Genomic DNA, 14,426 nt, shown 5'->3' on the forward strand with positions numbered 1-14,426 from the left:
CGCCCCTTCATGCGTCATTTACGGGAGGTCTTCTTGACAAAGCCAGCCATACTCGCCCTTGCTGATGGCAGCATTTTTCGCGGTGAGGCCATTGGGGCCGACGGACAAACCGTTGGTGAGGTGGTGTTCAACACCGCTATGACCGGCTACCAGGAAATCCTTACAGACCCTTCCTATTCGCAGCAGATCGTCACCCTGACCTACCCGCACATCGGCAATACCGGCACTACGCCGGAAGACGCCGAATCGAACCGTGTATGGTCCGCAGGCCTGGTCATCCGTGACCTGCCGCTGCTGGCCAGCAACTGGCGCAACACCCAATCGCTGCCGGACTACCTCAAGGCCAACAACGTCGTTGCCATCGCTGGCATCGACACCCGTCGCCTGACCCGTATCCTGCGTGAGAAAGGCGCCCAGAACGGCTGCATCCTGGCCGGTGACAACATCACCGAAGAGCAGGCCATCGCCGCTGCCCGTGCCTTCCCGGGCCTCAAGGGCATGGACCTGGCCAAGGTCGTCTCCACCAAGGAGCGCTACGAGTGGCGTTCCAGCGTGTGGGAGCTGAAAACCGACAGCCACCCGACCATCGAGGCCGCCGACCTGCCGTACCACGTCGTCGCCTACGACTATGGCGTCAAGCTGAACATCCTGCGCATGCTGGTCGCTCGTGGCTGTCGTGTGACCGTGGTGCCTGCCCAGACCCCGGCGAGCGAAGTGCTGGCGCTGAATCCGGACGGCGTGTTCCTGTCCAACGGCCCAGGCGATCCTGAGCCGTGCGACTACGCGATCCAGGCGATCAAGGATGTCCTCGAGACAGAGATTCCAGTCTTCGGCATCTGCCTCGGCCACCAGTTGCTGGCCCTGGCCTCCGGTGCCAAGACCGTCAAGATGGGCCACGGCCACCACGGTGCCAACCACCCGGTCCAGGACCTGGATACCGGTGTGGTCATGATCACCAGCCAGAACCACGGTTTCGCCGTCGACGAAGCCACCCTGCCGGGCAACGTGCGTGCCATCCACAAGTCGCTGTTCGACGGCACCCTGCAGGGTATCGAGCGTACCGACAAGAGCGCGTTCAGCTTCCAGGGCCACCCTGAAGCGAGCCCAGGCCCGACCGACGTCGCGCCACTGTTCGATCGTTTCATCGATGCCATGGCCAAGCGCCGCTGAGCATCCTGCATCAAGGCCCCGGACCGGCATGCGCCGCGTCCGGAAGCGCCTGACCCAGATTGTTCAAGACGGCTTGCCGACTGACCCGCGGATTTGAGTGACAACCATGCCAAAACGTACAGACATCAAAAGCATCCTGATTCTCGGCGCTGGCCCGATCGTGATCGGCCAGGCCTGCGAATTCGACTATTCCGGCGCCCAGGCCTGCAAGGCCCTGCGCGAGGAAGGTTTCCGCGTCATCCTGGTGAACTCCAACCCGGCCACCATCATGACCGACCCGGCCATGGCCGACGCCACCTACATCGAGCCGATCAAGTGGCAATCGGTGGCCAAGATCATCGAAAAAGAGCGTCCTGACGCGGTGCTGCCGACCATGGGCGGCCAGACTGCACTGAACTGCGCCCTGGACCTGGAGCGCCACGGCGTTCTGGAGAAGTTCGGCGTAGAGATGATCGGTGCCAACGCCGACACCATCGACAAGGCCGAGGACCGTTCGCGTTTCGACAAGGCGATGAAGGACATCGGCCTTGAGTGCCCGCGCTCCGGTATCGCCCACAGCATGGAAGAGGCCTACGCGGTTCTCGAGAAGCTGGGCTTCCCATGCATCATCCGTCCTTCGTTCACCATGGGCGGCACCGGTGGCGGCATCGCCTACAACCGTGAAGAATTCGAAGAAATCTGCACCCGAGGCCTGGACCTGTCGCCGACCAAGGAACTGCTGATCGACGAGTCGCTGATCGGCTGGAAGGAATACGAGATGGAGGTGGTCCGTGACAAGAAGGACAACTGCATCATCGTCTGCTCCATCGAGAACTTCGACCCGATGGGCGTGCACACCGGTGACTCCATCACCGTTGCTCCTGCACAGACCCTGACCGACAAGGAATACCAGATCATGCGCAACGCCTCGCTGGCGGTGCTGCGTGAGATCGGCGTCGAAACCGGCGGTTCCAACGTGCAGTTCGGTATCTGCCCGAACACCGGCCGCATGGTCGTGATCGAGATGAACCCGCGGGTTTCTCGTTCGTCGGCCCTGGCCTCGAAAGCCACTGGCTTCCCGATCGCCAAGATCGCCGCCAAACTGGCTATCGGCTACACCCTCGACGAGCTACAGAACGACATCACCGGTGGTCGCACCCCGGCGTCCTTCGAGCCGTCCATCGACTACGTCGTGACCAAGCTGCCACGCTTCGCCTTCGAGAAATTCCCGAAAGCCGATGCCCGCCTGACCACTCAGATGAAGTCGGTCGGTGAAGTCATGGCCATTGGCCGTACCTTCCAGGAGTCCCTGCAGAAAGCCCTGCGTGGCCTGGAAGTCGGCGCCTGTGGCCTGGACCCGAAAGTCGACCTGGCCAGCGCCGATGCTTCCAGCATCCTCAAGCGCGAGCTGACCGTGCCGGGCGCCGAGCGCATCTGGTACGTGGCTGACGCCATCCGCTCGGGCATGACCATCGAAGCAATCTTCGAGCTGACCGGTATCGACCTGTGGTTCCTGGTGCAGATGGAAGATCTGATCAAGGAAGAAGAGAAGGTCAAGACCCTGGCCCTGTCGGCCATCGACAAGGACTACATGCTGCGCCTCAAGCGCAAGGGCTTCTCGGATCAGCGCCTGGCCAAGCTGCTCGGCATCACCGACAAGAACCTGCGTCGTCACCGCCACAAGCTGGAAGTGTTCCCGGTCTACAAGCGCGTCGACACCTGTGCGGCCGAGTTCGCCACCGACACCGCCTACCTGTACTCGACGTATGAAGAAGAGTGCGAGGCCAACCCGTCGACTCGCGACAAGATCATGATCCTGGGTGGTGGCCCGAACCGTATCGGCCAAGGCATCGAGTTCGACTACTGCTGCGTACACGCAGCCCTGGCGCTGCGTGAAGACGGTTACGAGACCATCATGGTCAACTGCAACCCGGAAACCGTCTCCACCGACTACGACACCTCCGACCGCCTGTACTTCGAGCCGCTGACCCTGGAAGATGTGCTGGAAGTCTGCCGCGTCGAGAAGCCGAAGGGCGTGATCGTCCACTACGGCGGCCAGACCCCGCTGAAGCTGGCCCGTGCCCTGGAAGAAGCCGGGGTGCCGATCATCGGTACCAGCCCGGACGCCATCGACCGCGCCGAAGACCGTGAGCGCTTCCAGCAGATGGTGCAGCGCCTGAACCTGCTGCAGCCGCCAAACGCCACTGTGCGTAGCGAAGAAGAGGCCATCAACGCTGCTGGCGGTATCGGCTACCCGCTGGTCGTGCGCCCGTCGTACGTACTGGGCGGTCGTGCCATGGAGATCGTCTATGAGCTGGACGAACTCAAGCGCTACCTGCGCGAAGCGGTCCAGGTGTCCAATGACAGCCCGGTCCTGCTCGACCACTTCCTCAACTGCGCCATCGAGATGGACGTGGATGCGGTCTGCGACGGCACCGACGTGGTGATCGGTGCGATCATGCAGCACATCGAGCAGGCTGGTGTTCACTCCGGTGACTCGGCGTGTTCTCTGCCACCTTACTCGCTGAGCCAGCAAGTGCAGGACGAAGTCCGCGAACAGGTCAAGAAAATGGCCCTGGAGCTGGGCGTCGTCGGCCTGATGAACGTGCAGCTGGCCCTGCAGGGCGACAAGATCTACGTGATCGAAGTCAACCCGCGCGCCTCGCGTACCGTACCGTTCGTGTCCAAGTGCATCGGCACCTCGCTGGCGATGATCGCGGCTCGCGTCATGGCCGGCAAAACCCTCAAAGAGCTGGGCTTCACTCAGGAAATCATCCCGAACTTCTACAGCGTCAAGGAAGCCGTCTTCCCGTTCGCCAAGTTCCCGGGGGTTGACCCGATCCTCGGCCCTGAGATGAAATCCACCGGTGAAGTCATGGGTGTCGGCGACAGCTTCGGTGAAGCCTTCGCCAAGGCCCAGATGGGCGCCAGCGAAGTGCTGCCGACCGGCGGTACCGCGTTCATCAGCGTGCGTGACGACGACAAGCCACAAGTGGCTGGCGTTGCCCGTGACCTGATTGCCCTGGGCTTCGAAGTGGTTGCTACTGCAGGCACCGCCAAGGTTATCGAAGCGGCGGGTCTGAAAGTGCGCCGTGTGAACAAGGTGACCGAGGGTCGTCCGCACGTGGTCGACATGATCAAGAACGACGAAGTGTCGCTGATCATCAACACCACCGAAGGCCGCCAGTCTATCGCCGACTCCTACTCGATTCGTCGCAATGCGCTGCAGCACAAGATCTACTGCACGACCACCATTGCGGCAGGTGAAGCCATCTGCGAGGCGCTGAAATTCGGTCCCGAAAAGACCGTTCGTCGCCTGCAGGATCTGCATGCAGGATTGAAAGCATGAGCATTACCAAGTACCCGATGACCGTCCAGGGCGCTCGCGCCCTGGAAGAAGAGCATTTGTTCCTGAGCAAGACCGAGCGTCCACGTCTGAGCCAGGCGATCGGCGAGGCTCGTGAGCTCGGCGATCTCAAGGAAAATGCCGAGTACCACGCCGCCCGTGAGGAGCAGGGCATGGTCGAGGCGCGTATCCGCGACATCGAAGGCCGTTTGCAGAACTCGGTGGTGATCGACGTCACCACCATCGCCCACACCGGCAAGGTGATCTTCGGGACTACCGTAGACCTGGAAAACACCGAGACCGGCGATCAGGTCACCTACCAGATCGTTGGCGAGGACGAAGCGGACATCAAGAAAGGCAAGCTCTCGGCGAGCGCGCCTATCGCCCGTGCCATCATTGGCAAGGAAGAGGGTGATACGGTCGTGGTCAAGACGCCGAGCGGCACCGTCGAGTACGAGATTGTCGAAGTCAAGCACATCTGATCGGCGCCAGCGCGCGCCGTCCCTCGAGGGCATCCTCTGGCAACTGGCCCAGGTATTCTGGGTCGGTGGCCTGTGGGTGTTTCATGTGGGGCTGGTGCCGGCGCTGAAGGTCAGCGGCCTTGCGCCATTATTGGTGCAGGACATCGCCGGGCAGATCGATCGCTGGTTGATCGGCGTGGCGCTGCTCGGGCTGTTGACCCAGTTGGCAGTGCTGGCGAGGGTGGATGGTCTGGCGGCCTGGTGGCGGCAGTTCCGCGGCCAGATGCTGTTGCTCGGCTTTGGTGCCTGTGTCGGCTACTACACGCTGCGCTACGGGATTTCCGTAGGGGAGCGCTGGCAGATGTTCTGTTTCCTGGTGCTGGGCTTTTCCGGCATCGTGCTGGTGGCCCAGCCGGTCCCGGTCAGGGTGCGCAAGGCGCGCCACTGACCGGCGCCACCCTTACTTGTAGCGGTGGATGTTGGACAGCTGCTTGTTCGGCTGTGGGTTCTTGCGATAGATCAGTGCCTTCTTGCCAATGGTCTGTACCAGCTCGGCACGGCCCGCCTTGCACAGTTCAGCGATAGCGGCGGCGCGCTCTTCACGATCGTCCGAGCGAATTTCGACCTTGATCAACTCGTGATCGGCCAGCGCACGCTCGAGTTCGGCGATCACGCCTTCGTTCAAGCCGTTACCGGCAACGATCAGGACCGGTTTCAGGTCGTGACCAATAGACTTGTACTGTTTCTTCTGCTCGTTATTGAGCGGCATAATCTGACCCTTTTCGTCTGATTCTGTAAAATTGGTGGCCATTTTACCCGAGGGCCACTGGCTCCGCCCAGTCAATCACGACGCTAATCATCGAGGTGCCCCGTGGCGCAGCGTTCCAAAAGCAGCCATAACTGGCTGAGAGAGCATTTCAACGATCCTTTCGTCAAGCAGGCGCAGAAGGATGGCTACCGCTCGCGTGCGAGCTACAAACTGCTGGAGATCCAGGAAAAGGACCGCCTCATCCGCCCCGGCATGAGCGTGATCGACCTTGGCGCAGCACCGGGAGGCTGGTCGCAGGTGACCAGTCGTCTGATTGGTGGGCAAGGGCGTCTGATTGCCTCCGATATCCTGGAAATGGACTCGATCCCTGACGTGACCTTCATCCAGGGCGATTTCACCCAGGACTCGGTGCTCGAGCAGATTCTCCAGGCGGTCGGCGATTCACATGTGGACCTTGTGATTTCCGATATGGCCCCCAATATGAGTGGTACGCCCGCTGTGGACATGCCGCGCGCCATGTTCCTCTGCGAGCTCGCCCTGGACCTGGCAACCCGTGTGCTCAAGCCCGGCGGCGACTTCCTGATCAAGATTTTCCAGGGAGAAGGCTTCGATGTGTACCTCAAGGATGTGCGCAGCAAGTTCGACAAGGTGCAGATGCGCAAGCCGTCGTCCTCTCGGGATCGCTCCCGTGAACAGTACTTGCTGGCCAGGGGGTACAAGGGCGAGTGACTGTGGAAGGGCGGGGTGCCGATAGTTATTTCCAATCGGCCGCGGCCTCTGGATCGTCCGAACTTCGTGTAGTCTAGGTTTCACAAAGGGTTACAGACGGTGCCTGCGGATGCGCAGGTAATGTAGTAAGTTAGGGCGGTGAATATCATGCGAGGCACGGCTGCGTCGTGCGCCGACCTCAGAGGGTAGCTAATTGAACGACATGGCAAAGAATCTGATCCTGTGGTTGATCATCGCGGCTGTCCTCGTGACGGTGATGAACAACTTCTCCAGCCCTAACGAGCCGCAGACCCTCAACTATTCCGACTTCATCCAGCAGGTCAAGGACGGTAAGGTCGAGCGCGTGACCGTCGACGGCGCCGTCATCACCGGCAAGCGTACCGATGGCGACAACTTCAAGACCGTTCGTCCGGCCATCGCCGATAACGGCCTGATCGGTGATCTGGTCGACAATCACGTCGTGATCGAAGGCAAGCAACCCGAACAGCAGAGCATCTGGACCCAGTTGCTCGTTGCCAGCTTCCCCATCCTCGTGATCATCGCCGTGTTCATGTTCTTCATGCGCCAGATGCAAGGCGGTGCAGGTGGCAAGGGCGGGCCGATGAGCTTCGGCAAGAGCAAGGCGCGCCTGCTCTCCGAAGACCAGGTGAAAACCACACTGGCCGATGTCGCCGGTTGCGATGAAGCCAAAGAAGAAGTCGGCGAACTGGTCGAATTCCTGCGTGACCCGGGCAAGTTCCAGCGCCTGGGTGGTCGTATCCCGCGTGGCGTGCTGATGGTTGGCCCGCCCGGTACCGGTAAGACCTTGCTGGCCAAGGCCATCGCCGGTGAAGCGAAAGTGCCGTTCTTCACCATTTCCGGTTCCGATTTCGTCGAAATGTTCGTCGGTGTCGGTGCCAGCCGTGTCCGTGACATGTTCGAGCAGGCGAAGAAGCACGCGCCGTGCATCATCTTCATCGATGAGATCGACGCCGTCGGTCGCCACCGTGGCGCCGGCATGGGTGGTGGTCACGACGAACGCGAGCAGACCCTGAACCAGTTGCTGGTCGAGATGGATGGCTTCGAGATGAACGATGGCATCATCGTCATCGCTGCCACCAACCGACCTGACGTGCTCGACCCGGCGCTGCTGCGTCCCGGTCGCTTCGACCGCCAGGTGGTGGTCGGCCTGCCGGATATCCGTGGGCGTGAGCAGATCCTCAAGGTGCACATGCGCAAGGTGCCGGTCGGCGAGAACGTCAATGCCGCCGTCATTGCCCGTGGTACCCCAGGCTTCTCCGGTGCCGACCTTGCCAACCTGGTCAACGAGGCGTCGCTGTTCGCTGCTCGTGCCAGCAAGCGCCTGGTCGAGATGAAGGAGTTCGAACTGGCCAAGGACAAGATCATGATGGGCGCCGAGCGCAAGACCATGGTCATGTCCGAGAAAGAGAAGCAGAACACGGCCTACCACGAAGCGGGTCACGCTATCGTTGGTCGTGTCGTGCCTGAGCACGACCCGGTGTACAAGGTTTCGATCATTCCGCGCGGTCGTGCGTTGGGTGTGACCATGTTCCTGCCCGAGGAAGACCGTTACAGCCTCTCCAAGCGCGCGCTGATCAGCCAGATCTGCTCGCTGTACGGCGGCCGTATCGCCGAGGAGATGACCCTGGGCTTCGACGGCGTCACCACGGGTGCGTCCAATGACATCATGCGTGCCAGCCAGATCGCACGGAACATGGTCACCAAGTGGGGCCTGTCCGAGAAGCTCGGTCCGTTGATGTACGCCGAAGAAGAGGGCGAGGTGTTCCTCGGTCGCAGTGCTGGCAGTCAGCACGCCAGCGTCTCCGGTGAGACTGCCAAGCTGATCGATTCCGAAGTGCGCAGCATCATCGATCAGTGCTATGCCACTGCCAAGCAGATTCTCACCGACAACCGCGACAAGCTTGACGCGATGGCCGAGGCCCTGATGAAGTACGAAACCATCGATGCCGACCAGATCGACGACATCATGGCGGGCCGCACACCGCGCGAGCCGCGCGACTGGGACAACGATGCCGGCACCTCCGGCAACCAGGCCTCCCAGGGCGATCGCCCCGAGTCGCCGATCGGTGGTCCGGCGGCTCAACACTAAGGGTTCATATGACCTCTCAGCAGTACCCGACCCGGTTGCCTTGCGGCAACCGGGTTCTTGATTTGTCCCGTACCCATGTCATGGGTATTCTCAATGTCACCCCTGACTCATTCTCCGACGGCGGTCGCTTCAATCGCCGTGACGAGGCCCTGCGCCATGCCGAGGCCATGGTCGCGGCGGGTGCCACGCTTATCGACGTTGGTGGCGAGTCCACCCGCCCCGGTGCTCGCGCAGTGTCGCCCGTCGAGGAGCTGGAGCGGGTCGCGCCGATCGTCGAGGCGATCAGCAGTCGCCTCGATGTCATCATCTCTGTCGATACCTCTACGCCTGCGGTGATGCGCGAGACGGCTCGGCTCGGTGCCGGGCTGATCAACGATGTGCGCGCCCTGGAACGCGATGGCGCGCTGGACGCTGCAGCGGACACTGGCCTGCCGGTATGCCTGATGCACATGCGTGGTGAGCCGGGTAACATGCAGGACAATCCACGATATGACGATGTCACCGAGGAGGTGGCTAGCTATCTGGAGCGGCGCATGGCTGCCTGCGCGGCAGTTGGCATCGGTGCAGAACGAATCATTCTTGATCCGGGCTTCGGGTTCGCCAAGAACCTGGCGCACAACCTGAGCCTGTTCAAGCATATGGAAGTACTCAACCGCCTTGGGCGGCCGCTGCTGGTGGGCGTCTCGCGCAAGAGCATGATCGGCCAGGCGCTGGATCGTCCGGTCGGAGAGCGGCTGTACGGCAGTCTCGCGCTCGCGGCATTGGCCATGACCATGGGAACGAGCATTCTGCGCGTGCATGATGTGGCCGAGACTGTCGACGTGGTGCGCATGATCGCTGCGGTACAGAGCGCCGAATAAGAACGTTTGGAGTTTCTATGAGCAGAAAATACTTTGGTACCGATGGTATCCGTGGCCGCGTTGGCGAATATCCGATCACTCCCGACTTCATGCTGAAACTCGGCTGGGCGGCAGGCATGGCCTTCCGCAAGCAGGGCAACTGCCGCGTTCTGGTGGGCAAGGATACCCGTATCTCCGGCTACATGTTCGAGTCTGCGTTGGAGGCCGGCCTCTCGGCCGCCGGTGCCGACGTGATGCTTCTCGGGCCCATGCCGACCCCGGCCATCGCCTACCTGACCCGCACCTTCCATGCCGAAGCGGGTATCGTCATCAGTGCTTCGCATAATCCGCATGATGACAATGGCATCAAGTTCTTCTCGGGTAACGGTACCAAGCTGCCAGACGAGGTCGAGTTGATGATCGAGGAACTGCTCGATCAACAGATGAGTGTGGTTGAGTCGAGCAAGTTGGGCAAGGTTTCTCGAATCAATGACGCCGCGGGCCGTTACATCGAGTTCTGCAAGAGCAGCGTGCCCAGCAGCACTGATTTTGCAGGCCTCAAGCTGGTCGTCGATTGCGCACATGGCGCCACCTACAAGGTCGCTCCCAGCGTGTTCCGCGAGCTGGGCGCCGATGTCACCGTGCTGCACGCCCAGCCTGACGGTTTGAACATCAACGAGGGCTGTGGTTCTACGCATATCGAGTCGCTGCAGGCGGCCGTGCTGGTGGGGCATGCCGATCTGGGTATCGCCTTCGATGGCGATGGCGATCGCGTGCTGATGGTCGATCACACCGGGGCCATCGTCGACGGTGACGAACTGCTGTTCATCATTGCCCGTGACCTGCAGGAGCGTGGCAAGCTGCAGGGTGGGGTGGTCGGCACGCTCATGAGTAACCTGGGTCTGGAGCTGGCGTTGAAGGACCTCGATATTCCGTTCGCACGCGCCAAGGTCGGTGATCGCTATGTCATGGCCGAGCTGCTTGAGCGCGAATGGCAGCTTGGTGGCGAGAACTCCGGCCATGTGGTGTGCTGCAACCACACCACCACAGGCGACGCGATCATTGCGGCGCTGCAGGTGCTGATGGCGCTCAAACGTCGTGGCGAAAATCTTGCCCAGGCCCGTCAGGCAATTCGCAAATGCCCGCAGGTACTGATCAATGTCCGGTATGCCGCCGGCAGCGCCGATCCGCTGGAAAACCCAGCCGTGCAGGAAGCCAGTGCCAAGGTGACCGAGGCAATGGCAGGTCGTGGTCGTGTGTTGCTGCGCAAGTCCGGGACCGAACCGCTGCTGCGGGTGATGGTCGAGGGTGACGACGAAAATCAGGTGCGCAGCCACGCCGAAGCCTTGGCCAAGGTCGTTGCAGAAGTTTGTGCCTGAAAGATGCTTGCCAGCGTGATTCTGGTTGGGTAAGATCTGCGCCCACTTTGACCGACGAGGTAGAGCATGCGTCGCCCCATGGTAGCTGGTAACTGGAAGATGCACGGTACCCGCGCCAGCGTCGCTGAGCTGAGCCTGAGCCTGAGTAATCTGGCTCTTCCGAGTAGTGTCGAAGTTGCGGTGTTTCCACCGTCGCTGTTCATCAATCAAGTTGTTGATGCGCTGAAGGACAAAGGAATCATCGTTGGAGCACAGAATTCTGCAGTACAGCCCGAGCAGGGTGCGCTGACGGGTGAAGTTGCACCCAGTCAGTTGGCCGACGTCGGTTGCAAGTTGGTCTTGATTGGTCACTCGGAACGCCGCCAGATCATTGGTGAGTCGGACGAAGTGCTGAATCGCAAGTTTGCAGCTGCACAGGCAAGTGGTTTGAAGCCGGTGCTTTGCGTAGGGGAAACCCTCGAGGAGCGCGAGGCTGGCAAGACGCTCGAAGTTGTAGGGCGTCAACTAAGCAGTGTTATCGATGCATTCGGTATCAGTGCTTTTGCCAATGCAGTAATTGCCTATGAGCCTGTATGGGCCATTGGTACTGGTTTGACGGCCTCGCCTCAGCAAGCTCAGGATGTGCATGCTGCCATCCGTGCTCAGCTGGCGGCGCAGGACGCCGAAGTTGCAGCGAATGTGCAACTTCTCTACGGCGGTAGCGTGAAGGCGGCCAATGCGGCCGAACTGTTCGGCATGCCGGATATTGATGGGGGGCTCATTGGTGGAGCATCCCTGAACGCAGACGAATTCGGTGCAATTTGTCGCGCCGCAGGAAACTGAACATATGCTGGAAACAGTCGTAGTTGTTTTTCATCTGTTGGCTGCGCTGGCGCTGGTAGCGCTGGTTCTGATGCAACAGGGTAAAGGTGCGGAAGCAGGTGCATCTTTCGGCGCAGGTGCTTCAAATACTGTGTTCGGAAGCCAAGGTTCTGCTACCTTCCTGAGTAAATTTACTGCTATACTTGCTGCCACTTTCTTTTTGACTGCACTTGGGTTAGGATACTTCGCCAAGCAGCAGGCACACCAGCTGACTCAAGCCGGTTTGCCAGATCCAGCGGTGCTGGAAGTCAAAGAGCAAAAGCCGGCAGTAAATGATGATGTACCGGTGCTCCAGGAACAGAAGAGTGAAGCCGCCCCAAAAGGTGATGTCCCTCCTCCTACCGAAGAGCAGAAGTAACGGGTTTCAAGATGTAATATTGCCGAGGTGGTGGAATTGGTAGACACGCAACCTTGAGGTGGTTGTGCCCATAGGGTGTAGGGGTTCGAGTCCCCTTCTCGGTACCAATTGAAGCATGAGAGCCCGCTTTAGCGGGCTTTCTTGCAGGTGGAGGTCGGATTGACCCTGCAGAGGGTTCGGTCTTATACTTTCGCCCCAGCTTTGTCGCGGGGTGGAGCAGCTTGGTAGCTCGTCGGGCTCATAACCCGAAGGTCGTTGGTTCAAATCCAGCCCCCGCAACCAGCTTCAGCGGAGCCCCTTTTCAGGGGCTTTTTGCTAGCTGAACAGTTCTTCGCGTCGTTGTTCAACGGCGCTTTCAGGGATGGGCGCTTCGCCCATTTTTTATTTGCACAGCATGCACGAGGGGGTTCAGGTGTCGAGCAAGCTAGAACAGTTGCAGGCCTTGTTGGCCCCGGTTGTCGAGGGTCTGGGCTATCAGTGCTGGGGGATCGAATACGTTTCCCAGGGTAAGCATTCGGTACTGCGCATCTACATCGACAAGGAAGACGGGATCCTGGTGGACGACTGCGAAGCGGTCAGCCGTCAGGCCAGTGCGATTCTTGATGTGGAAGATCCGATCAGCAGTGAATACACCCTCGAGGTGTCCTCTCCAGGCATGGATCGCCCGCTGTTCACTCTGGAACAGTTTGCTTCGCATGCCGGCGAACAAGTGAAGATCAAGCTGCGTACGCCCTTCGAGGGGCGTCGTAACTTCCAGGGCCTTCTCCGCGGTGTGGAGGATCAGGATGTGGTGGTCCAGGTGGACTCCAACGAATTCCTGCTGCCGATCGACTCGATCGACAAGGCCAATATTATTCCCAGTTTTGACTGAGACGTGCCGGGCCCGGCGGACATTCCGGGTCTAATGGCTTGCGCAAGGCGAGGCGTACGATGAGCAAAGAAGTACTGCTGGTTGTTGAATCGGTATCCAACGAAAAGGGTGTACCGCCCGGCGTCATTTTCGAAGCGCTGGAAGTGGCCCTGGCCACTGCAACCAAAAAACGTTTTGAGGACGAAGTCGACCTGCGTGTGGAAATCAACCGCCACACCGGTAGCTACGAGACGTTCCGCCGTTGGACCGTGGTCGATGAAAACGACCTTGACGATCCGGCGATCGAAACCTGGCTGGACAAGATCAAGGACACTCACCCCGAAGCCAAGATCGGTGATGTGATCGAAGAGAAGATCGAGTCGATCGAGTTCGGTCGTATCGCCGCCCAGACCGCCAAGCAGGTCATCGTGCAGAAGGTCCGTGAGGCCGAGCGCGCACAGGTGGTCGATGCCTATCGCGAGCGTGTTGGCGAAATCATCTCCGGCACCGTCAAGAAAGTCACCCGTGACAACGTCATCGTCGACCTGGGCAACAACGCCGAGGCGCTGTTGGCCCGCGAAGACATCATCCCGCGTGAGACTTTCCGTGTTGGCGTGCGCCTGCGTGCCCTGCTCAAGGAAATTCGCACCGAGAACCGCGGTCCGCAACTGATCCTGTCGCGTACCGCACCGCAGATGTTGATCGAGCTGTTCCGCATCGAAGTACCGGAAATCGCCGAAGGCCTGATCGAGGTGATGGCAGCGTCCCGTGATCCGGGTTCGCGCGCCAAGATCGCCGTGCGCTCCAAGGACAAGCGTATCGACCCGCAAGGCGCCTGCATCGGCATGCGTGGTTCGCGCGTTCAGGCTGTCTCCGGTGAACTGGGTGGTGAGCGTGTGGATATCGTCCTGTGGGACGAGAACCCGGCGCAGTTCGTCATCAACGCCATGTCGCCGGCTGAAGTCGCGGCGATCATCGTCGATGAAGATGCCCATGCCATGGACATCGCCGTTGCCGAGGACAACCTGGCCCAGGCCATTGGCCGTGGCGGTCAGAACGTTCGCCTGGCCAGTCAGCTGACTGGCTGGACCCTGAACGTGATGACCGAGAAGGACATCCAGGCCAAGCAGCAAGCCGAAACAGGTGACATCCTGCGTAACTTCATCGAGGAACTGGAAGTCGACGAAGAGCTGGCACAGGTGCTGGTCGACGAAGGCTTCACCAGCCTCGAAGAAATTGCTTACGTACCGTTGGAAGAAATGCTCAACATCGATGGCTTCGACGAGGAAATCGTCAACGAGCTGCGTGCTCGTGCCAAGGACCGTTTGTTGACCAAAGCCATCGCTACCGAAGAAAAACTGGCAGACGCCCATCCGGCCGAAGACCTGCTCTCCCTCGAGGGCATGGACAAGGATCTGGCGGCGGAACTGGCGGTGCGCGGCGTGGTTAACCGCGAAGACCTGGCCGAGCAGTCGATCGACGACCTGCTCGACATCGACGGCATCGACGAAGAGCGTGCCGGCAAGTTGATCATGGCCGCCCGAGCCCACTGGTTCGAGTAATTAGGCGCGGCCT

The 14,426-nt window shown here is 60.4% G+C and carries 13 protein-coding genes and 2 tRNA genes; 14 read left to right on the plus strand and 1 reads right to left on the minus strand.

The annotated features are described in order from the left end of the window. The first annotated feature begins 33 nt into the window (after positions 1 to 33). The 4 genes from carA to ACK3BK_RS03685 all read left to right on the plus strand — a co-directional run bounded on the left by carA (position 34) and on the right by ACK3BK_RS03685 (position 5,404). Positions 34 to 1,170 (plus strand): glutamine-hydrolyzing carbamoyl-phosphate synthase small subunit, encoded by a 1,137-nt coding sequence (gene carA, locus ACK3BK_RS03670; RefSeq protein WP_186669398.1) that lies wholly within the window; start codon positions 34 to 36, stop codon positions 1,168 to 1,170. 106 nt (positions 1,171 to 1,276) lie between these two features. Then, positions 1,277 to 4,498, plus strand: a complete 3,222-nt coding sequence (gene carB, locus ACK3BK_RS03675; protein ID WP_125930812.1) for a carbamoyl-phosphate synthase large subunit — start codon at positions 1,277 to 1,279, stop codon at positions 4,496 to 4,498. Further along, positions 4,495 to 4,977, plus strand: a complete 483-nt coding sequence (gene greA / locus ACK3BK_RS03680) for a transcription elongation factor GreA (protein ID WP_081255197.1) — start codon at positions 4,495 to 4,497, stop codon at positions 4,975 to 4,977. Before carB ends, greA begins: the two co-directional genes overlap by 4 nt. Further along, positions 4,955 to 5,404 (plus strand): MFS transporter, encoded by a 450-nt coding sequence (locus tag ACK3BK_RS03685; RefSeq protein WP_081255198.1) that lies wholly within the window; start codon positions 4,955 to 4,957, stop codon positions 5,402 to 5,404. The genes greA and ACK3BK_RS03685 overlap by 23 nt, the downstream gene beginning before the upstream one ends. Positions 5,405 to 5,416: 12 nt before the next feature. On the opposite strand, the gene yhbY is transcribed toward ACK3BK_RS03685, so the two are convergent. Beyond that, entirely contained in the window at positions 5,417 to 5,725 is a 309-nt protein-coding gene (gene yhbY, locus ACK3BK_RS03690) for a ribosome assembly RNA-binding protein YhbY (RefSeq protein WP_186669400.1), read from the minus strand. 102 nt (positions 5,726 to 5,827) lie between these two features. Here yhbY and rlmE point away from each other — a divergent pair, with 102 nt between their 5' ends. From rlmE to nusA, 10 genes are all read left to right on the plus strand, one after another. Then, positions 5,828 to 6,454, plus strand: coding sequence for a 23S rRNA (uridine(2552)-2'-O)-methyltransferase RlmE (rlmE, locus tag ACK3BK_RS03695; RefSeq protein WP_054892618.1), 627 nt, complete (start codon positions 5,828 to 5,830; stop codon positions 6,452 to 6,454). A 202-nt stretch (positions 6,455 to 6,656) separates the two neighbouring features. Further along, positions 6,657 to 8,564, plus strand: coding sequence for an ATP-dependent zinc metalloprotease FtsH (gene ftsH, locus ACK3BK_RS03700; protein WP_186669402.1), 1,908 nt, complete (start codon positions 6,657 to 6,659; stop codon positions 8,562 to 8,564). An 8-nt stretch (positions 8,565 to 8,572) separates the two neighbouring features. Beyond that, positions 8,573 to 9,424 carry a dihydropteroate synthase gene (folP, locus tag ACK3BK_RS03705; RefSeq protein ID WP_288375655.1) on the plus strand — a complete coding sequence of 284 codons (852 nt, stop codon included), beginning with the start codon at positions 8,573 to 8,575 and terminating at the stop codon, positions 9,422 to 9,424. 17 nt (positions 9,425 to 9,441) lie between these two features. Beyond that, on the plus strand, positions 9,442 to 10,782 hold the full coding sequence (glmM, locus tag ACK3BK_RS03710; RefSeq protein ID WP_186711621.1) for a phosphoglucosamine mutase: 1,341 nt from the start codon (positions 9,442 to 9,444) through the stop codon (positions 10,780 to 10,782). 66 nt (positions 10,783 to 10,848) lie between these two features. Then, positions 10,849 to 11,604 carry a triose-phosphate isomerase gene (tpiA, locus tag ACK3BK_RS03715; protein WP_186711622.1) on the plus strand — a complete coding sequence of 252 codons (756 nt, stop codon included), beginning with the start codon at positions 10,849 to 10,851 and terminating at the stop codon, positions 11,602 to 11,604. A gap of 4 nt (positions 11,605 to 11,608) precedes the next feature. After that, positions 11,609 to 12,001 carry a preprotein translocase subunit SecG gene (secG, locus tag ACK3BK_RS03720; protein ID WP_054892613.1) on the plus strand — a complete coding sequence of 131 codons (393 nt, stop codon included), beginning with the start codon at positions 11,609 to 11,611 and terminating at the stop codon, positions 11,999 to 12,001. Between the two features lie 21 nt (positions 12,002 to 12,022). Beyond that, a tRNA-Leu gene (locus ACK3BK_RS03725) sits at positions 12,023 to 12,108 on the plus strand. A 98-nt stretch (positions 12,109 to 12,206) separates the two neighbouring features. Then, positions 12,207 to 12,283, plus strand: a tRNA-Met gene (locus ACK3BK_RS03730). A gap of 130 nt (positions 12,284 to 12,413) precedes the next feature. Next, a complete protein-coding gene (rimP, locus tag ACK3BK_RS03735) occupies positions 12,414 to 12,872 on the plus strand; it encodes a ribosome maturation factor RimP (RefSeq protein ID WP_186669410.1) in 459 nt (152 codons plus the stop codon). A 59-nt stretch (positions 12,873 to 12,931) separates the two neighbouring features. Continuing rightward, on the plus strand, positions 12,932 to 14,413 hold the full coding sequence (gene nusA / locus ACK3BK_RS03740) for a transcription termination factor NusA (RefSeq protein ID WP_186669412.1): 1,482 nt from the start codon (positions 12,932 to 12,934) through the stop codon (positions 14,411 to 14,413). Positions 14,414 to 14,426: the final 13 nt, after the last annotated feature.

This window comes from Pseudomonas sp. L7 (assembly GCF_046605565.1).
Classification (GTDB): domain Bacteria; phylum Pseudomonadota; class Gammaproteobacteria; order Pseudomonadales; family Pseudomonadaceae; genus Aquipseudomonas; species Aquipseudomonas wayambapalatensis.

Coding starts and splice junctions, on each gene's coding strand:
- carB (WP_125930812.1), top strand. CDS start 1,277: ATGCCAAAACGTACAGACATCAAAAGCATCCTGATTCTCGGCGCTGGC.
- greA (WP_081255197.1), top strand. CDS start 4,495: ATGAGCATTACCAAGTACCCGATGACCGTCCAGGGCGCTCGCGCCCTG.
- yhbY (WP_186669400.1), bottom strand. CDS start 5,725: ATGCCGCTCAATAACGAGCAGAAGAAACAGTACAAGTCTATTGGTCAC.
- ftsH (WP_186669402.1), top strand. CDS start 6,657: ATGGCAAAGAATCTGATCCTGTGGTTGATCATCGCGGCTGTCCTCGTG.
- folP (WP_288375655.1), top strand. CDS start 8,573: ATGACCTCTCAGCAGTACCCGACCCGGTTGCCTTGCGGCAACCGGGTT.
- glmM (WP_186711621.1), top strand. CDS start 9,442: ATGAGCAGAAAATACTTTGGTACCGATGGTATCCGTGGCCGCGTTGGC.
- tpiA (WP_186711622.1), top strand. CDS start 10,849: ATGCGTCGCCCCATGGTAGCTGGTAACTGGAAGATGCACGGTACCCGC.
- secG (WP_054892613.1), top strand. CDS start 11,609: ATGCTGGAAACAGTCGTAGTTGTTTTTCATCTGTTGGCTGCGCTGGCG.
- nusA (WP_186669412.1), top strand. CDS start 12,932: ATGAGCAAAGAAGTACTGCTGGTTGTTGAATCGGTATCCAACGAAAAG.